Source organism: uncultured Gemella sp., from assembly GCF_963519265.1.
GTDB lineage: Bacteria > Bacillota > Bacilli > Staphylococcales > Gemellaceae > Gemella.
The window spans coordinates 1-21,323 of sequence record NZ_CAUQNQ010000013.1 but is presented as its reverse complement, the minus strand read 5'-3'; the positions used below and the strand labels follow the sequence as shown (position 1 = coordinate 21,323).

Genomic DNA, 21,323 nt, shown 5'->3' with positions numbered 1-21,323 from the left:
TAATTATATCTATTTCCATACAGAAGCGATCTAATAACTGCATATTACCGCTCATAAGGGAAAAGAAATAGTCACTGTTCATTATTATTATTTTTTCTCTATATACATTTCAAACCTTAGCATTTCTTAGTATTCTACCTTAGTAATTTATACCTTTTACCGCTTCTAAAAATAGTGTATTTTATGAATTTTTTCACGCTTCGTTCACACTTCAATATAATTTCATCTAAAAAAAAGACACCTATTAATAGATGTCTTGGTTGTGTATATCAAGTTTTGTTCTTTGTTCATTCATTGTTCAATAGGTTTATATATCCAGTTTTTCAAGATACTCATTATGTAACTTCATACAGTAACGTTCACTTTTTAAACCTACCAGTCTTGCTACCTTTTGCCATTCTTCTAACATATAGTATCTCCACCAAAATATATACCTTATTCGTATATCTTCTATTTGGTCTATAACGCTTGATAGGTATTCTCTTTCTTTCTCTATTGCTATTTTGAGTTTACTTATCTTACTTTCAGTATCTTGTATTTTAGCTAATAGATTAGTCCCGGTAAAATCATAGTTAGTTCTACTGCATGTTACTTTTACTTTTGTATAGTCCATGGTCTGTATATATGTTTTACTATGTTGTTTTTCTTGCAACTCTTCCACTAAGTCGTATAATCTATATAACTGTTCTGTTAAAACTCTATACCTATTTAATTTTTGCTTTTTATCATTGTTCAATCTTTGTTCAACTCTTGGCGGGGTCTTAACTTTTATATATCCTTTATCAGATAATAGATTGAACAACTTCACTTTATGTTCATCAATAATCTTGTTTTCTTCATCAGTTGCCTTACGTGAAAAATTAAAGTATACAGCTATCAATAATTCACGTTCTAAGCTGTCTATTTTGTTTAGGTAGGTTTCTATAGCTACCGCTTCTTTAGAGGTCGTATCGTCCGTATAACGTTCTATTATAAGGTCTAGTTTAGATAGTTCTTCTCTTGATAACTGCATATTGTTTATTACTCCTTAATTAGTTTAGCTATGTGTAAGTAAGCTAAGGTAGGATATGTTGAAGAAAGCTCATTATCTTTAAAATACTCTATGTTTAATAAAAATTCATCTTCTTGTAATTCTTCATTGATGTATTTGTTAATATTAAAATTTATGGGGTTGAATGTGTTTCTTGATACTTCTTCTACTCTAGTTATTTTATACATTGTCTAATCTCCTTTAATTAAATTCTACTGGCAACCATTGTTCATACGGTTTATAACGTTTATACACTGGTAGTAATAATATTTTGTTACGTTTATAATATAAAATCTCATCAGTTGGCTTCATGTCTATTAATTCACTTTCTAGCAATTCTTGAATTATATCGCTTGCGGTTTCGTTCCAGTTATCCCAGATTATTATGTTTTCATTATATCCACATATCGTATAATTACCGTTATAGTTAAAGCCAATTTCATTAAAATAGTTTTCTATATCTACTAATGTAATGTTTTTCTTACGCTTAATTAATTTCACTAAGTCTAACTTTATTTTATCTAAGTTCATTTTCTAACCTCCTAATTTAGATTTTTTGGACGCTTACTTTTATTTATTTAGTTCTTTTCTAATTTATTGCCGTAAACTGAAAAGATATATTGTGTATACCATACATTTTTACTTTTTTGGTCGGTGAATTTAGGTTTTTGTTATCTTAATTTTAATTTGTTATCTTAATGTTAATCTAATTTTTTGTTAGAGTAACAGGAAAAACTGCATAGTAGCAAGGCTGGTTATAATCTGTTACGTTGTTATGCTAATTTCGCTAATTTTTCTTTTATTTATGTGTATATATAGATTAATTATTGTTAATATTTTTTTATAAAAAATTTAATAAAATAACGTAACAACGTAACAAGAAGTTATAAACCCTTAATACAATAACCTCTTGCTGTTACGTTAATAGAGAAAATAACGTAACACAAGATAACACAAGATAACAAAGCTATTGTTGTTCATTTACTACTTGCTTAATGGCTCTGCCAATATGTCCCTCTAACGGTTGAATATTTCTACCAAAAATATTTAATTCATCTGTATTTTCTTTTGTGAACCTATGATTTTTTAATTCATATGAGTAATTACTGGTTTTTAGATTATCGTTTAAATGTTTAGTGAATGCATTACCTATCCTTTTTCTTGTATTATATCCATTCTCATAACAAAAATTCTCATAATCATCAGTTAAGTAGCGAACAGGAAAACAACTCACATGATGATAGCCTTTATCCATGTAATAAAGCATAAAACTGAATACACTATCATTTTCTTTTCTGTAATTAAGTAATTGCTTTTTAACCGCTTCAGGTACTATAAATTTATCAAAATCAAGATGTAAAGCTGTATATAAGATATATTCCAGTATTATTTTATTGTTTAGCTTCTCATCTTTGATACTTTCATCTTTTACACCTTCAAAATTTGCTTTAAATGGGATTATTAGCAACCTGTTTAGTACTGCGTCAGATTTATCTTTAATAGGTGGTATCTCATTTGAATTAAACATTAATAACGTTTTAAAATCATAGTTTCTTACGTCTTTGTTTTTACGTTCATAGTTAACACTTTCACCACTTGAAATACTTTTTAATTTATCCATTTCATCTAGTGGCTTTGTACCTACCTCATCACCATAATTACATATTTTACCCTCGAGGGAAGTTAAACCAAAACGGCTTTGTAATTCATGTGGTGTTGATACTGAAATATTAATATCACCTATTAAATTAATCATCATTTGCCTAAAGGTACTTTTTCCGTTTGTTCCATTACCTAACATTATAGCTATTTTTCTTCTAGTCTTATTTGGGTTTATCGCTTCATTGATTAATTGCCATAGTAACGTAACAATTTCATCATCATTACACGCTATCGACTTCAACCACTCATCAAAATTAAAATAGGTGTTTTTAATAAGTTCATAGTTTGTTAAAGCTTTAGTATTATAATTGGTATCTACTTTAGCTGTAATAAAGTGTTTAGGGTCGAACGGCTCTAATTCTTTAGTTTTAGTATTAAATAAGCCGTTACCAACTGCAATTAGATAATCTAACCGCTGTGGCTTTCTAAACCTTGTATTTGCTCGTAAGTCTTCTGTAACGTCCTTTAATTTAGTTAACTTATACCTTATTTCTATTTTCTTAATACAAGTCTTTATATAATCATCATTTGATGTATATATACCTTTTGAAAAATCATAGAAAAACAACAATGCCGTATCTTCATTCGATCCACTCTTTATAATTGGTATATGAGTAAGTAAGAATTTAGCTATTACATAAAATGGTACTTGTGGAACAGTAACCTTACCAGTCTTTTCGTTTATTGTGGTGTTTTCTATTCTCCATTGTTCTCCTACGGTGTATAATCTCCAGTGAAGCTCTCCAGTACTTAAAATAGGTTTATTTAGCTTATATCGTACTAAATATGAAAAGTTTTTATCTTTCTCATTCCCAACTATCTCAAATCTTTGTAACATTGAATAGCTTTTTTCATTATCAAAATAATTAGGGTTATTTTGCCAACTCTTGATAGCGTGGTTTATTTTGTCTTGGTTCTCTTGGCGGTATTTTTCGGGGTTTTTTCCTATGTTTGCTAATAAGTCAGAACACTCACAAGCAACATCATAGCTTATTATGTTGAAACAAAAATCATAGGTTATTGATAACAATATCCCTAAGGATCTAGGATATTCTTTACTATCTCCAGTATTAATATTTTCATAATCTAACTCTAAATATCTTTTAAACATTTCTGTATAGTCTTCATCAGTTATTAAGGTATTAGTATCAGAAGCGGTATATTTAGTAATAATTTTCTTTTCTTCTTTAACCGCTTCTTGTACTGGATAAGGTAAACCGTCTAGGTGTTTAATAAATATAAACTCATTATCACGTACTGCAATAGGTAAGCCTTGTAATTGTGACCATGTGCAACTACTAGTATCATACTTGATGTTCAGAAGCTGTATAATGTGCTGTATAGTCGCTTTGTATTCATCTTTGACAATATCCCTACTAGGTTCTAATACAAGTCTTAAACGTGGGTTATTTGGCCTATGTGAGATAGTTGAATATAAAAGGTATTTATAACTAGCTAACTTCTCTTGTATGATAGTTTGTACTTCTTGAGAACTTAAGCCAGTATCTTCAATATCAATTATTATTAGATCCCTTGTTTTTAGGTTGTTATCGTTTCTTGTATAACTTCCATCTTCATTAGGTTTAATATCTCCACTGATGAAATATAGCATTTTATTAGCTTTATATAGCTTGATGTCTTCATCACTGTTTATTGTTTGGGGGTTAGTGCTTGCTAGGGTTTCTAAGGTTGTTTTATCAGTATTAATAAGTTTTAATACATTACTTTTAAAGCCAGTTTGTCTATAGATCAAATTACATCACCTCTTTTAATGCTTCTTTAACTTTGTCTAGTTTTTCATAGCATAAAATAGATAATTCTTCTGATGTATTGATAGCTATAGCATTAGTTAAAGTATGTAATTTGTTTCCGTCGTTTACTTTATCCCAATACTTATATACTTCTTCATTACTCATTGTTGAGTCTTTTAATTCTTCGGGTGTTAGTACCTTAATTGCGTTTGTATGAGTTGCTAACAACTCCATAGAAACCTGTAGGCTTGTTAACCTCTGTTCTATTTCCTCTATACTTTTTATGATTTCTGATTTATCCATTTTTATTATCCCTGTTCCTGTTAAACCTATTCCTGTTATCTCCATTCCTTTTATTTCCATTTTTATTATCTCCATTCTTTTTTTATTTTAAGAAGCGGTAATAATACCGCCTTTATTAATTTCTTTGATATGTGCTAGATACCTTTATTTTAAATAGTGTTTTCTTTCAAAAACTTGTTTACTTCACTTTCGAGATAAATGTACTGCCTACCAACTTTAGTTGGTCTTAAACCACGTTTATTTAGGTCTGATAAGGTATCAACTCCAATTCCTAAGGTTTCACATAGTTCTTTTTGGTTGTATCGTTTATCTTGCTTTATTTCATCCAGTAAGATGTCTTTGACTATCTCACGTACTGCCTTAATCACTTCTTGTTCAAATTCTACACTGAACATATAATCACTCTCCTTTTAATAAATGCTATCCATTAGCATAGCTAGTATATAAATAAATGCTGTTATGAATGGTATGAATACCACTGAACAACAAAAAGTATTGATGTATAGATCTTTGTTTTCCATTTTGTTAAGTCCTTTCTTGTGTTATAATGAAAGAAAGTATTTTTCTTAAATACTTGTCTTTAAACCTTTTAAGTAGTTTAGTTGGTAGCTAGGTACTTGAAAGGTTTTTTGTACTTTTCTGTACATTACGTTTTAAAAAATAAACTATCAATTGTTTCATTAGGAAAGTATTCCTTGAAATAATTCAATAATGTTACTTTTTCCTTGTCAGTAAACGCTACTAACATTCTTTCTTTACGTCCATACACAACATGATGTATATTAAGTAACTCACTCATTTCTTTTTGTGTTTTACCTAAAGCATATCTATAAGAACGTACTTTACTTATTTTGATAGGTTGCATTAAATTACCTCCTTTTTAATATTTTAAGTATTTTTCTGTACTTGCAATACTAGTTTAGCATTATACTTTTAACTAGTCAAGTACTTTTTTGTACTTTCCTGTTTATTTTTTTATTTTATTAGTGTATAATTAAAATATAGCTTAATTTAAAAGAGGAACTATTAATTATGAAAACAAAAATAAATAAGAAAGCTGTTGGCTCGAGAATAAGACAAATACGACTTAATAAAGGTTATACTTTAGAAAGCTTCGGAAAATTATTTGGAGCTAGTAAAGGAAATGTTCAACAATGGGAAAACGGTGTTTCATTACCTAATAAAGAAAGACTTACAACAATAGCAAAAATCGCTGATATGACTGTAAATGAATTAGTATACGGCAGTGTGGATGAATTTTTAAAATTCAACTATGAAAAAATAATAACCCATACTCATCGTGATCATGGTGAATTAATATTGAAAACCATAAACATCAGTAATTTTCTTAAATTCATAAAAGATAAAAAATTAGATAATAGTTTATTAAACGATTTAGATAATCTACTAGAAATAATTTGGGATTTATCTAATGATTATATTATGAACACTAAACAAAAGACGTATACAACTGAAAAGGGTTCATATATCATCAGTGATGACTTGTATAAACTTATACAAGCACTTAAAATATTAGAATCTCATAAAGATAAAACTAACAATAGAGCTCAACTTGATGATACTATAGAAAGTTTTTATAAAGTTATTAATATGTATTTAGAGGATAAAATAGAAAGTACACCAATAGATACTGAATATTTAGATAATATAGATAACTAAGTTACTTAACTGCAAGTATATTGTCCCTATTATAGGTAAATTAGAATAACTAACTATAAACTAACAGTTACCTACCACTCAAGAAGCGGTACAGTTGTTTAATAAGGATATTTAACAACTTAATAAACTATATAAAATCGTAAATAAACCATAAAAACTTGAAAAAAATAATCAAAAACATAGCAAAAAGTTAAAAAAAGTTAAAAAAAATTGATAGTAATCAATTGACAATTATTTAAAATAATACTAAAATATACATAAGAGATAAGCATATAGGTAGCCTACTTTTAATATGGAAAGGGGTTCTATGTGTGCAATACACCGTGTATATTTTAGATATATGCGGTGTTTTTGTTTTAATTAAAGGAGGATAGATGTGAAACCTTTTAAAAATTTAGATCAACAACTTAAAATTTTAGAGGATAGAAACCTAAAATTTAAAGATAAAAAAGCAGCTAAACAGTATTTACTGGAATATAATTACTACAATGTTGTAAATGCTTATAGTAAATTTTTTATAAATTCTGATACCAATAAATATTATGATGATGTGTATTTTGAAGATATTCTTGAAATACATCACTTTGATAAAGTAATAAAAACTGTTATCTTTGAGGGAATAATTGAAGCTGAAAGACACTTTAAGTCAATTTTAGCTTATTGTTACTGTAAACATTTTAAAAATGATTTATACTCATATTTAGATATAAAAACATACGGTAGTAAAGATATTATAAAAGTAAGTAGACAAATTTCTAACTTTGCCAATACTTTAAATTATTACAAAGAGAAGAAAAGAAATAATAATTCAATTAAACATTATTATAAGGTTCATTCAGTTGTACCGTTTTGGGTTTTGGTTGATTATCTTACACTAGGTGAAGTAACATACTTTTATAATTTATTACCTGATAAAATAAAAAATGATGTTGCAAAAGAACTGGCGAAGTTTGTTAAAGATAATTTAAGTACCAATTCTATAAAAGATATACACTTTAACGTTATACAAAAAGGATTAGAAAATCTAACTGAATTAAGAAATATAACGGCACATAATAATAAAATGTTAGAAACTACTCTAAAGAATGATTTACCTTTTTATGATGATATACATACACCGTTAAATATTCTTAATAGCGATAATAGACAAAGTATCTATAATTCTATACTTTATCTTAAATTTTTTATCAATTATAACCAATATGCAAAAATTAACAATACTATAAGAAAAAGAATGAACAACCTTAAAGGTAAAATTAAAAATCATAGTTATACTGATAAATTATTTTCATCTATAGGATTACCTAATGAACTTCAGATTATGCAATTAAAAACTAAAAATAATTAATTTAGTTTATTTAAAATATAGAAAAAGCACCGGTAAAAATACCAGTGCTTTTGGATCTAATAAAAATGAAAATTATATAAAATGATTTAATACATAGTTTCTTTATTAAAGAATATATACATATTATATCATATAAATGCTGTTATATCAAGGTTTCCGCTTCTTACTTAAAACCACAACCTATTTAAACCTCTTCTGAGCGTTCTAATTATCAAAAGGTGTAATTACATTACCTAACCTTTAAAAGTCTCACCACGTTCATTATATGATGTGGTTTTACCTAATCATTTATTGATTTCTTTGATATGTGCTAGATAGAAAGGAAATGATAAAAATGATTAAACAATATACAAAAAAAGACGGAAAAAATTACTATACTGTTCATATTTATCTTGGAAAAGATGAAATCACTGGAAAAGATAGATATACAACTAGACGCGGTTTTAAAACTAAAAAAGAAGCTCTACTTTGTGAAGCTAAGATTAAAACTGAAATAGCTACTAACGGCTTATTAAATACAGAAGTTACAACATTTAAAGAAATATATGAATTATGGTACGAGGGTTACCAACATACTATTAAAGAAAGTACTTTACTAGTCAATCAACATATATTTGATTTATTGCTTGCTAAATTAGAGAATATGCAATTAAAAAAACTTACTCTACCTTACTGTCAAAAAATTATTAATAATTACAGTAAAAAGTTTTCACTTGCTGTACTTAAGAAAATAAAGATCTATGGTAGCATGATTTTAGATTATGCTGTTAAGATGAAAGTTATATACAGTAACCCAATGAAAGATGTACTATTACCTAAGCCAAAAGATGATATTACTTCAGATGATAAGGATAAATATTACTCTAAAGAAGAATTAAAACAATTTCTTGAATTAGTTGAGAGTGAACAGGATATAAAACTAACTGCAATGTTTAGGTTATTAGCATATACTGGTATTCGTAAGGGTGAGTTACAGGCTCTAAACTGGGATGATATTGATTTTACAAACAATATGATTACTGTTAATAAAACACTAGCATTGAATACAGAAAAAAAGGTAGTTGTTCAAACTCCAAAAAGCAAAAGTAGTATAAGAAGTATTAGCATTGATGAGCAAACCGCTAATATTTTAAAACGTTGGAAACTCAAACAAAGGGAAAGATTTTTAATGATAGGTACTAGAATAAAGAAACATCAACCTTGTTTTACTGAAGAGGTAACAAACTCTTATTTATACCTTAACTTTATGAATGCTAATTTAAAACGTATCTGTAAGAAGAATGAATTTAAACTAATAAAAGTACATGGCTTTAGGCACACACATTGTAGTTTACTGTTTGAAAGTGGCTTTACAATTCAAGAAGTACAAGATAGATTAGGCCACTCTGACTTAAAAACAACAATGAGTATTTACGCTCACGTAACAGAAAAACATAGAGATAATATGGCTGATAAATTTGCTAAGTTTATGGCTTTATAATAATTACATTGTCAAAACATTGTCAAAAGGCAAAACAAAAAGCCTTAAACGTTGATACTTTAAGGCTTCTCTAACTTTATTATTTAGTTTCTCTGTTTGATTTGATAATTTCTATAAATTCCCGGTGCTTCCCAACCCTTGATATATCAACATTTCTATATTTAGTGATTTATCAATAATGTTGGTAAATATTTCAATATGTGGGTCAAGTGTGGGTCAACTCAAGATTATTTTTATTATTTATCTAGCACATATTAAAGAGATTAAGGAACGGTTTTTTAACCGTCTTTTTTTAGTTTTTATTTTATAAAACTTATGAATTTCATTAATTTAATAATGTTTCATAAATTTTAAAAGATGAGATACCCCCCCTCACGAGAAAAAATTAAGTCCGCCCCCAAAAAAGACACCCGCCCGCTCCTGAAGAAAAAAATTTTTTTCAAAATTTTTTGAGGGGGGGTTAGTTTTATATTATCAAGGTGGGGTTAGCTTTGGTTGTTTTTAGTTTCTCACTCTTGTACTACTATTTTAAATGACTATTAATCAACTATTATAAGTATACTATATTGGTTTATATTATATATTATATGCATCTGTACATTTTTTTGTACAATAGATTATAAATATATTATAAAAGAATAAAGCTACTATCTCAACATTTCCACTTATACAGGATTTTATTCCAACATTTTCCTACAATTTAACTTTCACGCGAGAAAAAATGTACAGTGACGGCGTGAAGTCCGAACAACATAGTAGAGAGGTACTATCCCCCCTTTTTAAAACTTCTTTTTGATATATATGTTTTTTTATTTAAGGTTTTTTAAGGTTTTTGAAAACTCCTTTAAGACAGCCGAAACTGCCGATTTTAAAGATATATAGATTTTTATGCCAACATTTGCCAACATTTATAGGTTTTATTTTCAAGTTTTTTCAAGTTTTTTTATCTATATATGTTTTTATACCAACATTTACCAACATTCTATACAACATGAATAACACTCATATTACTTAAATTTTATCTATATATAGAGTTTTATTCCGACATTTTCCAACATTTTATACTACGCCTTATAGAATTTTATGCCACTAAAAGCCACTATCTCAACATTTACTATATAGGTTTTTACACTCTCATTTTCCAACATTTTATGTAAAAAAACGTTATTTTTACCTCTAAAAATGGTAGTTTTTGTTAGTAAAAAGTAGTTTTTTCTTACTGCTGTTTAAAAGCTGTTTAACGTGTTTCAACTCAATTTAGTGTAATTATATCTATTTCCATACAGAAGCGATCTAATAACTGCATATTACCGCTCATAAGGGAAAAGAAATAGTCACTGTTCATTATTATTGTTTTTCCTCTATATACATTTCAAACCTTAGCATTTCTTAGCATTCTACCTTAGTAATTTATACCTTTTACCACTTCTAGGAGAAAAGAAAAAGACACCTATTAATAGATGTCTTCATTGTTCTTAAACCTTAAATTAATAAAGCTTATTAAAAATATTAGTATCCCTCTTTAATTCTATCTATAATAATCTGATAATTTGTTGTTATACGCTGAAACAGGGGTTACATCGGTTACCCAAAGTTTTTTATTTGCGTCCTCATAAAGGATTAAATCTTCATCATCTAATACTTCGCATATCTTTTTATACATATCACCAACAATTAAAGTCTTCTCCTTAGCTGAAGCATTATGTTTCTCCTCTAATTCCTTAACTTTTTGTTGTATCTCTTTATCTAATAACTTGTAATCTTGAATTACTTCCCTATAGTTAATTTCCATTGGTCTATGCCAACTAGCAATTATTTCTCTAGCTAATTCATCTTTAATAGGTCTTGTTTTCTCTTCCAATTCCTTAGTTAATTGATTTTCAACATCCTGTAATGTATTAACTTCTTTTTCCTTTTTAACTAATTCTTTTGTAACTTCAATTTTATCTGAAACGGTAGTTGTTGTGGTTGTCTTCAACGTATCTATTTCATTTATCAATAGTTCTCGTTTTCCTTTTACCTCTGCTATAGCCTCAACAATGCTTGCTTTTACCTCATGATACTTTGTTACTAATTCGTTTATTCTCTCGTGTCCTTTTAGTACTTTATCCATTATTTTAAATTCTCCTCTACTAATTGTTTATAACCCTCTGGGTTCTCTTGTTTTAACTTAAGTCGTTCTGTATATTTCATTCTCTTCAATTCATCTCTAGTAATTGTTAACTTCTTCTCTTTACTTTGCTCATCCTTGGCTTTCTCAAGCTGTTCTTTTTGAACCCTCTCTGAATGTAGTTTATTTAATTCATCTTTAACTTCTTGCTTTAATTTATCAATCATAATTTTTACCTCTTTGTTCTTCTTGTATTTTCAAATAATAATAGTATTTTTTCCTGTAATGCATATATTTCGAGAATGCTTCAAAATATTTATTTTGTTTCATTCTTGAGGGTTTAAATGGAGACCCTAGAAAGTTATTTAGTGGTATATTATCGGAGTTGAAATTTTTATCCACTTTATAACATTGTTTAAGCATTAAATTGTAATATCTATTAGGATCAGTTTTACTTCTATTCAATTGTTGTTTCCTTAAACCTATACAAGTCCTACATACTAGCTTATTATCTTCGCTTATATACATTTTCAAACACTTATTATCACATTTATAACACTTTATATAATATTTATATCCCCCTAAATTACAAGGTACTTTTTCAACCCTGTAATACTTTTTGACGCGTCCGTCTTTGATTATATCTTTAGTTTTGAAAGCTTCAAACATATTAATTCCCACTTTCTTTATTTAGACGTTTTTTTCACGGTTAGTTCTCGGTTCAAAGTTTCGGTGGTTCTCGTTCATTCATCTTTAATCGTCCTTTCTATAATTTCAATAATTCAATATTTTTAGTGTGAACTTCTATACACCATTTAACTGATTTATTCATTTCTGAAGCCACTTCACTCCACGTTAAACCGTTGATATATCTAAGGTAATATAAATGTTGTGCTTTTACTTCTTCAATTTGATTAAACACATCATTTAAGTACTCTCTCTCTTTTTCCCACTCTATAACCTTACTATGTATGATTTCCTTTACTTCATCTATTTCAGAAGAGATTTTAAAACTACCAAAATTATAGCTTTGTTTAGATGTATTAACTTTTTCATTAATGAAATTTGATGTTGTTATGCTATCATAGGTTTTCAACTCTAGTTCTAGCGAATACAATCTATTATGCAAAGTTGTTATTGTTTCCGTTAGTTTTTTAAATTGAGATAGTCTTTTAATCTTGTGTTCACTTTCTGATTTAGACTTTTGCTTTTCTGATTTAGACTTTCTCTTTAATGATAAGCTATTGTTAACCTTTATATATCCTTTTTCAGATAACAAATTAAATAACTTCACTTTATGTTCATTAATAACCTTATTTTCTTCATCAGTTGCCTTACGTGAAAAATTAAAGTATACAGCTATCAATAATTCACGTTCTAAGCTGTTTATTTTATTCAGATAGGTTTCTATAGCTATTGCTTCTTTAGAGGTCTTATCGTCCATATAATGCTCGATTATGGTATCTAGTTTAGTTTGTTCTTCTTTTGATAACTGCATTATTTAAATTCCTTTCTTTCGTTTTATATTTACCATAAATCGCCTACAATGTATCCATTATCTTTTTTTAGATATCCACAATATAAAGCTTGTAACACTAAATACTCCAGTATCTTGTATTTCTCTAGTAAATACCATGAAATTTCATTATCTTCTATTCTATATTCTTCAGTATCTTTTTTCTTCTTAAGTGGCTTCATAATATCTATTTCTTCATCAAAACAGATATTCAATAATTCAATAGTTATATTATGTTTATTGTTTCTTGGTACTAGTCTTATATCGCTACCATAATTTAAGCCTTTGTAAATTTTATCTTCTTTACTGTATACAAGAAGTCCAACTTTTGTTAGTCTACCTTGAATATATTCTAAAGGTTGCATATTCTGCTTTAACCAATTTCTAACCTCTAATATATCTTTACATGGGTGCATAACTCTAAATTTTTGAAAATTTTTATCTGTTATCTTCTTGAATTTTCTTCTTGATCTCTTTTTCATTGTTTCACCTCCTACTTTTAGAAAATCAATTCTTAAATAAAAAAAATAGAAATACCATAAATTTTTAAAGCGACAAGTTTTTATTTTTTTTCTTTTTTTCGCTTTCCCTATCCGTGGGGTAAGGACGGTACAAGGGGGCTAGCTTTAAAGCCCCTTGTCCGTATTACCCACATAGGGGGTTATTGCCACCTACCAGACTATATACATCGTAGATAGTATATAGTGGGGTGTCTGACAAAAATACTTGTCGTTTCATGTCGTTTAGCAATTCTTAAATGCTATTAATCGTTGATTTAATAACTTTTATATACGACAAGTATTTTAATTTGTCGTATTTGTCGTAAAAAAACGACAAGTATATATTAAAAAACACTTTTTGTCGGGTTGTCGGATACCGTCATTTGTCGTTTTTGTCGTTTTTGTCGTGGATAAAACAAATATATTTATTTTTTTAATCATGGTTTTCACCAGTAAAAATCAAATATAAATATTTTACTTTTTATATTTTATGGTTATATGTCATTTATTTTATTTTGGTATGTATTTTAAAACTAATAAATAAACTTTTCCGTTAATACGACAACTATTTATAACTTTAAAATGTCGGTGTCGTTTTATTAAATATTATTTTATTTTTAAAGCAAATCATCAATTAAAGTATAAGTATTATTTATTTTTATAACTTCTCCGTTGCAGTCTTTAATTTTTCGTTGTAACGTCCTTTCTCTTATACCTAAATATTCCTGTAAATCTTTTGAGGTTGGATATTCTCCTTCTAGTTGTTTAAACTTCTGAATACTTTCAATAATTTGTTTTTTATTAGAAGCTTTATTAATATCTTTTGTTTTACGCTTATCTTTTTTAGGTAGAGTATCAACAGCCTTTTTCCCTACTTCTAGATTTTCAATATATTCTGATGTTACATTGTATAAATATGGAAAATTAAAATAATAGAAATAATCTTCTGATCCATTTTCTTTTGATACTATCTTCAGTTTATAAAATTTCCTATGATTAACCATTTTTATCTGTTCATCAATCTCTGCAATAATCTTTTCTTTTTCATAGTCTCCTAAGAAATCAAGGGTATTTATTCTTTCTTTTAGTTCAATTATCTCATTTTCTAAACCTTTGCTAATATCAAATTTAAAAGTAGTCAAAATTTCCGGAATGGTATTTTTCAAATATCCTATTACTTCATCACGCTTAATAGTATCTAGATAATAATCAGAAGGATATAATTCTAGAAATTCAATATATACATCACAAAATAAATGTAATCTAGTATATTTAATTTGATTATCTGTTTCTATATTCCCAATTCGTGGGGTAAAATTATCATGTGTAAATACAATAGCAGTATTTAAATTGAAAGCTAATCTAGATAATGTGGTTTTAACTGGAATACTATTATAATTTTGATTTTCTAATTGTGTACATGTATCAATAGTATCGATTATAATTAGATCATATTTTTCAAAACTAGCATTATTTATAAAATTACATAATTCATCAATTTTATTAAAACTTTCATTTCTAACATCTAAAATTTCTAAATTTTCGTTAACCGCTTCATTTCTTCCTATTTTTTCTATTGTTTCCACAACATAACTAAATTTACTACTTGTATTAACAAACAGAACTTTCTTACCACTTACTTTAAATCTATCTAACCAATAACTATTGTTTATTATACTAATAGCTAAACTTATTACAACACTTGTTTTACAACTGTTAGCACTCCCGACTAAAGCCATTACTTCCTGTTTATTTAATAAACTAGTTATTATTTCATCATTATTATTAATTTGAATTACTTCTTTTAATTTTAATGGTTTTATATCTTCCATATTTTCACCCTTTCTGTGTATATAGTATTCATAATCACATCACCTCTTTTACATTTCAATACGTAAAGTATTTTCATCTTTACTATATGTATCTTTTAGCTTTTTTAGTACTTTAACCGTTATTTCTAAAGTACTTTTAATTTGCATTTTTAAAATTTGTAAGTCAGTAGGTTTTTCTGTAATTTTCCCAACGTCTAACATTTCAATATATCCTGTTAAGCCTTTTATTTCTCTATCAATGATTTTATTTCTAAAGGTTTCACTATCTTTAATTTTTTGATACTCTGTAACCATATCTTTAAAGCTTGGTGCTATTGTGGAATATGTTCCAACAAACGTTAGCAATAACTCATTATCTTGCTGTAAGGTCTCTAATGTAACTGTATTGTTATTTTCTTTATCTGTTTTTAAAGATACAGCACTATTACTCTTATCTATTATCTTGCTTGCTATCTTCTCTAATAACTCTAAACCGTTATAAACCATTTCTTCTGTTGTTCCGTCTTTAATTACTTTTATTTCCATTTTTATTATCTCCATTCTATTTTTATTTTAAGAAGCGGTACTATAACCGCCTTTATTAATTTCTTTGATATGTGCTAGATACTCAATATTTTTTTAAATTGTGTTTTCTTTCAAAAACTTGTTCACTTCACTTTCAAGATAAATGTACTGCCTACCTACTTTAGTTGGTCTTAAACCACGTCTATTTAGGTCTGATAAAGTATCAACTCCAATTCCTAAGGTTTCACATAGTTCTTTTTGGTTGTATCGTTTATCTTGCTTTATTTCATCCAGTAAGATGTCTTTGACTATCTCACGTACTGCCTTAATCACTTCTTGTTCAAATTCTACACTGAACATATAATCACTCTCCTTTTAATAAATGCTATCCATTAGCATAGCTAGTATATAAATAAATGCTGTTATGAATGGTATAAATACCACTGCACAACAAAAGGTATTAATGTATAATTCTTTGTTTTCCATACTTAAAACTCCTTTCTTGTGTTATAATGAAAGAAAGTATTTTTGTTAAATACTTGTCTTTAACCTTTTAAGTAGTTGAGTTGGTAGCTTGGTACTTGAAAGGTTTTTGACATTTTTGACTCAAAGTGTCTAAAAAAATATACTTTCCAAAGTCTCTTCGGGAAAACTTTTTTTAAAATAGTTAGTAAGTATAACTTTTTCACTATCGGTAAATTTCTGTTTACGTTCCTTTTTACAATAAGTCCCTTGAGATATATTTAAATAGTCAGCCATATCAGATTGCCTTTTGTTTAGTGCCTCTCTAAAAGCCTTTACTTTATTAATTCTTACTGTATTCATTATTATCACCTCCTATTTTTTTGACTCTTTTGACACAATTAAATATTACCATTCATTTTTTTAGTTGTCAAGAATATTTTTGACATTTTTGACATTTTTTATTCCTTTTTTATAATAAATATTGTATAATGGTATCAATAAAATAAAATTAAGGATGTGTATTATGAAATTCAATGTTGATAAAATTAAAGTCGGTGAGCGTATATTTAACATAAGGAATAATTTAAATTTGACTTTAGAACAATTTGGAAAAGATAAAGACATAAACGCTGAACGTAGTAATGCTTCAAAATGGGAACGTGGAGCGACTTTACCTAATCGTTCTAGATTAAAAGCAATAGCTAAAAAAGGAAATATGACTGTAAATGAATTATTATATGGTTCAATAGATGAATTTTTAGATAATAATTTAGTTTCTATACTAGAATATCAAACTGGAAACAAAGTATCATCTAACGAAGAGTATTCAATCGCTAGACTTCAGTTTAAAAAATGGTTAGAAGATAGAAATATAACATTAGAAAATATTAATTATATCTATGATTATATTGACCAAAATAATGCTTCATGGAATCCTTGGCATGTTGATATTGAGTATTTGAAAACAATGGAAAGTATAAGGGTTAATATGCAAGACGGTACATATTCTCTAGTACCATTAATCGAAATGTTAACAGAAAAAGATAGAATACGTGTATCTAAGTATATTTTAAAAATACTTAAAAATTATCAATTAACTGAGAGTGATAAAAAATATATAGCAAGTATAGAAAATAATAGAAAATAATAGAAAATAATAATAATAATAATAATAATTAATATTGAGAAACCAACAACTAACAGTTACCTACCACTCAAGAAGTGACTTGCATGGGAGATATTGCTTCTGACAATTATTAAAAAGTACAAATTTAAATATAAAAAACATTAGAAAGGAAGTAAACAATGGATAACACAAAAGTATTTTTAACATACGATGATCAAATTAACAAATTACATAATGAAAAGAAAATAGCTTGTAATGGACAGTTACATAAAAATATATTAGTAAAATCTGGATATTTTAATTTGATTAATGGCTATAAAAAACCTTTTACAAATGGTAAAAATGAAAATAATCAACATATTTATCTGCCTGACACCACTATAGATAGTATTTATAATTTAAAAGTATTTGATGATACACTAAGAATGCTGATATTAAATTATGTAACTCAAATAGAAGTAGAAATAAGAGCACTGTTTGCATATAAATTTGATGAAATTAATGATAATGATATGATACATTGGTTCAATATAGAAGCCTATAATAATATTTCGGTTACTAATAACTTTAAAGTTATAGCAAATATTCACCAGCAACTTTTAAATAGTAAAAGTGATTATATTAAATTTTATTTTGATAAAAATAGATATATTCCTACTTGGATAGTGGCAAAAGTAATTAATTTTTCAACATTTATTGATTTTATAGAAGTATCAAAAGATGATGTTATTACAGATATATGTGATTTATATGATATGAATATAGGAGGAAATACTCTCGAAGAGAGAAAAAGGTTATTAATAGGTAGTCTAAATTGGTTAAGAAAAGTACGAAACAAATGTGCTCATAATGAACGTATATTTGATGTTAAACAAGCTAATTCAAGAATACATGAAAATTATCTTTCTCAACTCTCAAAAGGATATTATAGAGATAAAAATAAAACTTTATTTGATTTATTCGTTTACTTCAAATATTATTTAAATAAAGATGAATACAACACGTTTATAACCAAAGTAACTTTATTACTTAATAATCTAAGTGATAAAATAAATTCAACAGCATTTGAGAAAGTTCGAGCAGATTTAGGTATAAAACGTTTAGAAGATTTAAATGCATTGGCTAATTTATCGAAAAACGAAATTATTTATAGTAAGTTTCCTAAACAGTCGACTAAATAAGAACTAAAAGTAAAAAAAATTTTAATAAAAATATTGATTTTTTCATTACAAAATGATATACTTTAACTAATGAGAGGACCGCAAGGTCGAAAAACCGTAAATGTCATTTTGATATTTGCGGTTTTTTACTTTATAATTTAAAAAATAATAAAAGCACCAGTAAAAATACCAGTGCTTTTAGGATTTAATAAAAATGAAAAAAATTTATCTATGAAAAAATATAAATATAACTATATTATACCATATAAATGCTAGTTTCTCAAGGTTTCATACATTTACTTAAAATTACAAGCCGTTTAAATCGCTTTAAAACGTCCCAATTTTCAAAGGGTGTAATTACATTGCCTATCCTTTAAAAGTCTCACCACGTCCATTATATGATGTGGTTTTACCTAATCATTTATTAATTTCTTTGATATGTGCTAGATAGAAAGGAAATGAAAAAATTGATTAAAGAATATATAAATAAACGTGACAATAAAAAATATTACATGGTAAAACTTTATCTAGGTATAGACGATAAAGGACGACGAAAAGAAACAACAAGACGTGGTTTTAAAACTAAAAAAGAAGCTCAACTATGCGAAGCTAAGATTAAAACTGAAATAGCTAATAATGGTTTATTAAATACAGATGTTACAACATTTAAAGAAATATATGAATTATGGTATGAGGGTTACCAACATACCATTAAAGAAAGTACTTTGCTTGTTAATCAACATATCTTTAATTTACTACTTGATAAGTTAGAAAATATGCAATTAAAAAAGATTACTCTACCTTATTGCCAAAAAATCATTAACAATTACAGCAAGAGTTTTTCACTTGCTGTTCTTAAAAAAATAAAAATCTATGGTAGCATGATTTTAGATTATGCTGTTAAGATGAAAGTTATTTACGATAACCCTATGAAAGATGTATTGTTACCTAAGAAAGATGATGATATTAATTCAGATGATAGGGATAAATATTACTCTAAAGATGAATTAAAGCAATTTCTTACTTTAGTTGATAATGAGAACGATATAAAACTAACTGCAATGTTTAGGGTGTTAGCTTTCACTGGTATTAGAAAAGGTGAGTTACAGGCTCTTGAATGGTCTGATATTGACTTTACAAACAATACAATTAATATAAACAAGACGTTAGCATTAAATACTGATAAAAAGGTAGTCGTGCAAACCCCAAAAAGTAAAAGTAGTATAAGATGTATTAGTATTGATGATCAAACAGCTAAAATTTTAAAACGTTGGAAATTAAACCAAAAGGAAAGGTTTTTAATGATAGGTACAAGAGTAAAGAAACATCAATCTTGTTTTACTGATGATATAACAAACTCTTATTTATACCTAAATTTCATGAATGCTAATTTAAAACGTATTTGTAAAAAGCATGATTTTAAAGAAATTAAAGTACATGGTTTCAGACACACACATTGTAGCTTACTTTTTGAAAGTGGTATTACTATTCAAGAGGTACAAGAAAGATTAGGTCACTCTGACTTAAAAACAACAATGAGTATTTATGCTCACGTAACAGAAAAACATAGAGATAATATGGCTGATAAATTTGCTAAATTTATGGCTTTATAAAAATTACATTGTCAAAACATTGTCAAAAGGCAAAACAAAAAGCCTTAAACGTTGATACTTTAAGGCTTCTCTAACTTTATTATTTAGTTTCTCTGTGTAAAGTCACTTTTTTTAATCTTGGACAGTATTTTTTAAGTTCAATACGGTCTGGATTATTTCTTTTGTTCTTTTTAGTAATGTAGTTTCTATCACCACATTCTGTACAAGCTAATGTTACATTTACGCGCATTAATATAACCTCCTATAAAATTTAATCTTAACAACTTTTTCATACAACAAAATATATTATAACATTACTTTATAAATATTTCTAGTATAAAATACAAAATTTTTAAATTTTTTTGAAGAAAAATATTTTTAACGTAAAAGTTTTCTACAGATTATTCACCAAATACTTTATAATAATCTTGTTTGAATTTTTCAATACCGATATCAGTTAAAGGATGTTTAACCATTTGTTTAATTACATTATATGGAACAGTAGCAATATCACATCCTAGTTTAGCACATTCTGTAACATGAATTGGATTTCTAACACTTGCTGCAATAATCTGTGTATCAATATCATTATTCGCAAAAATTTCTACTATTTCTTCGATTAATAATAATCCATTGTGAGCAATATCGTCTAATCTACCTAAAAATGGAGATACATATGTTGCTCCTGCTCTTGCCGCTAGTAAAGCTTGAGTCGGGCTAAAGATTAACGTAACATTAGTTTTAATCCCCTCTTTTTTCAGCACATTTACTGCTTTAAGACCATCTTCTGTCATTGGAATCTTAACTACCATATTAGGATGAATTTTAGCGATTTCTCTAGCCTCTTCTACCATATCTTTCCAGTCAGTAGTAGTTGCTTTTACTTCTCCACTAATTGGTCCATCTACGATAGATGCAATCTCTTTAATTACTTCTTTGAAGTCGCGTCCTTCTTTAGCGATTAAAGATGGATTAGTAGTAACTCCACAAACTACCCCTAATTCATTAGCATTTTTAATGTCTTCTACATTAGCTGTATCAATAAAAAATTTCATTATTATTGTTCCCCTCTCGTTTAATATTAAGTTAATAATAACACATTTGCAAAACGGTTACAATATTTATGAATTCTATGCTTATATTTGATTATTGTTTTTTAACAAAATATATGATAGAATAACACTATAATTAGGAGGCAGATTGATGAAAAAATTTTTAGAAAAAGTACCATATTTAATTTTTTCTTTCTTTTTATTTATAATAC

23 protein-coding genes are annotated in these 21,323 nt (G+C 27.1%); 6 read left to right on the top strand and 17 right to left on the bottom strand.

What is annotated here, in order from left to right; genetic code table 11:
* Positions 1-307: 307 nt before the first annotated feature.
* From RWN11_RS02980 to RWN11_RS02950, 7 genes are all read right to left on the bottom strand, one after another.
* Positions 308-1,012, bottom strand: coding sequence for a hypothetical protein (locus RWN11_RS02980; protein ID WP_314160310.1), 705 nt, complete (start codon positions 1,010-1,012; stop codon positions 308-310).
* 8 nt (positions 1,013-1,020) lie between these two features.
* Positions 1,021-1,218, bottom strand: coding sequence for a hypothetical protein (locus tag RWN11_RS02975; protein WP_314160309.1), 198 nt, complete (start codon positions 1,216-1,218; stop codon positions 1,021-1,023).
* Positions 1,219-1,231: 13 nt separating this feature from the next.
* Positions 1,232-1,561 (bottom strand): pathogenicity island protein, encoded by a 330-nt coding sequence (locus RWN11_RS02970; protein ID WP_314160308.1) that lies wholly within the window; start codon positions 1,559-1,561, stop codon positions 1,232-1,234.
* Between the two features lie 436 nt (positions 1,562-1,997).
* Positions 1,998-4,445, bottom strand: a complete 2,448-nt coding sequence (locus tag RWN11_RS02965; RefSeq protein WP_314160307.1) for a phage/plasmid primase, P4 family — start codon at positions 4,443-4,445, stop codon at positions 1,998-2,000.
* Between the two features lies 1 nt (position 4,446).
* The gene (locus RWN11_RS02960; RefSeq protein ID WP_314160306.1) at positions 4,447-4,806 is read right to left on the bottom strand and encodes a hypothetical protein; all 360 of its coding nucleotides are present in this window, start codon (positions 4,804-4,806) and stop codon (positions 4,447-4,449) included.
* An 89-nt stretch (positions 4,807-4,895) separates the two neighbouring features.
* Positions 4,896-5,141 carry a helix-turn-helix domain-containing protein gene (locus tag RWN11_RS02955; protein WP_314160305.1) on the bottom strand — a complete coding sequence of 82 codons (246 nt, stop codon included), beginning with the start codon at positions 5,139-5,141 and terminating at the stop codon, positions 4,896-4,898.
* A gap of 251 nt (positions 5,142-5,392) precedes the next feature.
* On the bottom strand, positions 5,393-5,611 hold the full coding sequence (locus RWN11_RS02950) for a hypothetical protein (protein WP_314160304.1): 219 nt from the start codon (positions 5,609-5,611) through the stop codon (positions 5,393-5,395).
* A 167-nt stretch (positions 5,612-5,778) separates the two neighbouring features.
* Here RWN11_RS02950 and RWN11_RS02945 point away from each other — a divergent pair, with 167 nt between their 5' ends.
* The 3 genes from RWN11_RS02945 (at position 5,779) to RWN11_RS02935 (ending at position 9,254) form a co-directional block, all read left to right on the top strand.
* Positions 5,779-6,426: a helix-turn-helix transcriptional regulator gene (locus tag RWN11_RS02945; protein ID WP_314160303.1), complete on the top strand. Its 648-nt coding sequence runs from the start codon at positions 5,779-5,781 to the stop codon at positions 6,424-6,426.
* 376 nt (positions 6,427-6,802) lie between these two features.
* The gene (locus tag RWN11_RS02940; protein ID WP_314160302.1) at positions 6,803-7,774 is read left to right on the top strand and encodes an Abi family protein; all 972 of its coding nucleotides are present in this window, start codon (positions 6,803-6,805) and stop codon (positions 7,772-7,774) included.
* Positions 7,775-8,108: 334 nt separating this feature from the next.
* The gene (locus tag RWN11_RS02935; protein ID WP_314160301.1) at positions 8,109-9,254 is read left to right on the top strand and encodes a site-specific integrase; all 1,146 of its coding nucleotides are present in this window, start codon (positions 8,109-8,111) and stop codon (positions 9,252-9,254) included.
* 1,528 nt (positions 9,255-10,782) lie between these two features.
* Here RWN11_RS02935 and RWN11_RS02930 read toward each other — a convergent pair.
* From RWN11_RS02930 to RWN11_RS02895, 8 genes are all read right to left on the bottom strand, one after another.
* Positions 10,783-11,367: a hypothetical protein gene (locus tag RWN11_RS02930; protein ID WP_314160300.1), complete on the bottom strand. Its 585-nt coding sequence runs from the start codon at positions 11,365-11,367 to the stop codon at positions 10,783-10,785.
* Positions 11,367-11,591 (bottom strand): hypothetical protein, encoded by a 225-nt coding sequence (locus tag RWN11_RS02925; protein WP_314160299.1) that lies wholly within the window; start codon positions 11,589-11,591, stop codon positions 11,367-11,369. Before RWN11_RS02925 ends, RWN11_RS02930 begins: the two co-directional genes overlap by 1 nt.
* A gap of 539 nt (positions 11,592-12,130) precedes the next feature.
* On the bottom strand, positions 12,131-12,862 hold the full coding sequence (locus RWN11_RS02920; RefSeq protein WP_314160298.1) for a hypothetical protein: 732 nt from the start codon (positions 12,860-12,862) through the stop codon (positions 12,131-12,133).
* A gap of 29 nt (positions 12,863-12,891) precedes the next feature.
* Positions 12,892-13,362 carry a hypothetical protein gene (locus RWN11_RS02915; protein ID WP_314160297.1) on the bottom strand — a complete coding sequence of 157 codons (471 nt, stop codon included), beginning with the start codon at positions 13,360-13,362 and terminating at the stop codon, positions 12,892-12,894.
* A gap of 635 nt (positions 13,363-13,997) precedes the next feature.
* Positions 13,998-15,212: an AAA family ATPase gene (locus RWN11_RS02910; RefSeq protein WP_314160296.1), complete on the bottom strand. Its 1,215-nt coding sequence runs from the start codon at positions 15,210-15,212 to the stop codon at positions 13,998-14,000.
* Positions 15,213-15,260: 48 nt separating this feature from the next.
* Positions 15,261-15,737 carry a hypothetical protein gene (locus RWN11_RS02905; RefSeq protein WP_314160295.1) on the bottom strand — a complete coding sequence of 159 codons (477 nt, stop codon included), beginning with the start codon at positions 15,735-15,737 and terminating at the stop codon, positions 15,261-15,263.
* A gap of 93 nt (positions 15,738-15,830) precedes the next feature.
* On the bottom strand, positions 15,831-16,076 hold the full coding sequence (locus tag RWN11_RS02900; protein WP_314160294.1) for a helix-turn-helix domain-containing protein: 246 nt from the start codon (positions 16,074-16,076) through the stop codon (positions 15,831-15,833).
* Positions 16,077-16,331: 255 nt separating this feature from the next.
* The gene (locus RWN11_RS02895) at positions 16,332-16,541 is read right to left on the bottom strand and encodes a transcriptional regulator (RefSeq protein WP_204641207.1); all 210 of its coding nucleotides are present in this window, start codon (positions 16,539-16,541) and stop codon (positions 16,332-16,334) included.
* 163 nt (positions 16,542-16,704) lie between these two features.
* On the opposite strand from RWN11_RS02895, the gene RWN11_RS02890 reads away from it, so the two are divergent.
* The 3 genes from RWN11_RS02890 to RWN11_RS02880 all read left to right on the top strand — a co-directional run bounded on the left by RWN11_RS02890 (position 16,705) and on the right by RWN11_RS02880 (position 20,080).
* On the top strand, positions 16,705-17,328 hold the full coding sequence (locus tag RWN11_RS02890) for a helix-turn-helix transcriptional regulator (protein WP_314160293.1): 624 nt from the start codon (positions 16,705-16,707) through the stop codon (positions 17,326-17,328).
* A 158-nt stretch (positions 17,329-17,486) separates the two neighbouring features.
* Entirely contained in the window at positions 17,487-18,488 is a 1,002-nt protein-coding gene (locus RWN11_RS02885) for an Abi family protein (RefSeq protein ID WP_314160292.1), read from the top strand.
* A 437-nt stretch (positions 18,489-18,925) separates the two neighbouring features.
* Complete coding sequence (locus RWN11_RS02880) at positions 18,926-20,080, top strand: site-specific integrase (RefSeq protein ID WP_314160291.1); 1,155 nt, start codon at positions 18,926-18,928, stop codon at positions 20,078-20,080.
* Between the two features lie 79 nt (positions 20,081-20,159).
* Here RWN11_RS02880 and rpmG read toward each other — a convergent pair whose 3' ends face one another.
* Together rpmG and fsa are read right to left on the bottom strand one after the other, a co-directional pair.
* Positions 20,160-20,309 (bottom strand): 50S ribosomal protein L33, encoded by a 150-nt coding sequence (gene rpmG, locus RWN11_RS02875; RefSeq protein ID WP_003145675.1) that lies wholly within the window; start codon positions 20,307-20,309, stop codon positions 20,160-20,162.
* A gap of 151 nt (positions 20,310-20,460) precedes the next feature.
* Positions 20,461-21,114, bottom strand: coding sequence for a fructose-6-phosphate aldolase (gene fsa, locus RWN11_RS02870; protein WP_314160290.1), 654 nt, complete (start codon positions 21,112-21,114; stop codon positions 20,461-20,463).
* Positions 21,115-21,323 lie beyond the last annotated feature (209 nt).

Bases quoted from the DNA above. Each gene is read 5' to 3' on its own strand.
- RWN11_RS02970 (WP_314160308.1), bottom strand. From the start codon at position 1,561: ATGAACTTAGATAAAATAAAGTTAGACTTAGTGAAATTAATTAAGCGT.
- rpmG (WP_003145675.1), bottom strand. From the start codon at position 20,309: ATGCGCGTAAATGTAACATTAGCTTGTACAGAATGTGGTGATAGAAAC.
- RWN11_RS02915 (WP_314160297.1), bottom strand. From the start codon at position 13,362: ATGAAAAAGAGATCAAGAAGAAAATTCAAGAAGATAACAGATAAAAAT.
- RWN11_RS02885 (WP_314160292.1), top strand. From the start codon at position 17,487: ATGGATAACACAAAAGTATTTTTAACATACGATGATCAAATTAACAAA.
- RWN11_RS02955 (WP_314160305.1), bottom strand. From the start codon at position 5,141: ATGTTCAGTGTAGAATTTGAACAAGAAGTGATTAAGGCAGTACGTGAG.
- RWN11_RS02960 (WP_314160306.1), bottom strand. From the start codon at position 4,806: ATGGAAATAAAAGGAATGGAGATAACAGGAATAGGTTTAACAGGAACA.
- RWN11_RS02920 (WP_314160298.1), bottom strand. From the start codon at position 12,862: ATGCAGTTATCAAAAGAAGAACAAACTAAACTAGATACCATAATCGAG.
- RWN11_RS02900 (WP_314160294.1), bottom strand. From the start codon at position 16,076: ATGTTCAGTGTAGAATTTGAACAAGAAGTGATTAAGGCAGTACGTGAG.
- RWN11_RS02945 (WP_314160303.1), top strand. From the start codon at position 5,779: ATGAAAACAAAAATAAATAAGAAAGCTGTTGGCTCGAGAATAAGACAA.
- RWN11_RS02925 (WP_314160299.1), bottom strand. From the start codon at position 11,591: ATGATTGATAAATTAAAGCAAGAAGTTAAAGATGAATTAAATAAACTA.
- RWN11_RS02890 (WP_314160293.1), top strand. From the start codon at position 16,705: ATGAAATTCAATGTTGATAAAATTAAAGTCGGTGAGCGTATATTTAAC.
- RWN11_RS02950 (WP_314160304.1), bottom strand. From the start codon at position 5,611: ATGCAACCTATCAAAATAAGTAAAGTACGTTCTTATAGATATGCTTTA.
- RWN11_RS02895 (WP_204641207.1), bottom strand. From the start codon at position 16,541: ATGAATACAGTAAGAATTAATAAAGTAAAGGCTTTTAGAGAGGCACTA.
- RWN11_RS02880 (WP_314160291.1), top strand. From the start codon at position 18,926: ATGAAAAAATTGATTAAAGAATATATAAATAAACGTGACAATAAAAAA.
- RWN11_RS02980 (WP_314160310.1), bottom strand. From the start codon at position 1,012: ATGCAGTTATCAAGAGAAGAACTATCTAAACTAGACCTTATAATAGAA.
- RWN11_RS02975 (WP_314160309.1), bottom strand. From the start codon at position 1,218: ATGTATAAAATAACTAGAGTAGAAGAAGTATCAAGAAACACATTCAAC.
- RWN11_RS02910 (WP_314160296.1), bottom strand. From the start codon at position 15,212: ATGGAAGATATAAAACCATTAAAATTAAAAGAAGTAATTCAAATTAAT.
- RWN11_RS02935 (WP_314160301.1), top strand. From the start codon at position 8,109: ATGATTAAACAATATACAAAAAAAGACGGAAAAAATTACTATACTGTT.
- RWN11_RS02930 (WP_314160300.1), bottom strand. From the start codon at position 11,367: ATGGATAAAGTACTAAAAGGACACGAGAGAATAAACGAATTAGTAACA.
- RWN11_RS02905 (WP_314160295.1), bottom strand. From the start codon at position 15,737: ATGGAAATAAAAGTAATTAAAGACGGAACAACAGAAGAAATGGTTTAT.
- fsa (WP_314160290.1), bottom strand. From the start codon at position 21,114: ATGAAATTTTTTATTGATACAGCTAATGTAGAAGACATTAAAAATGCT.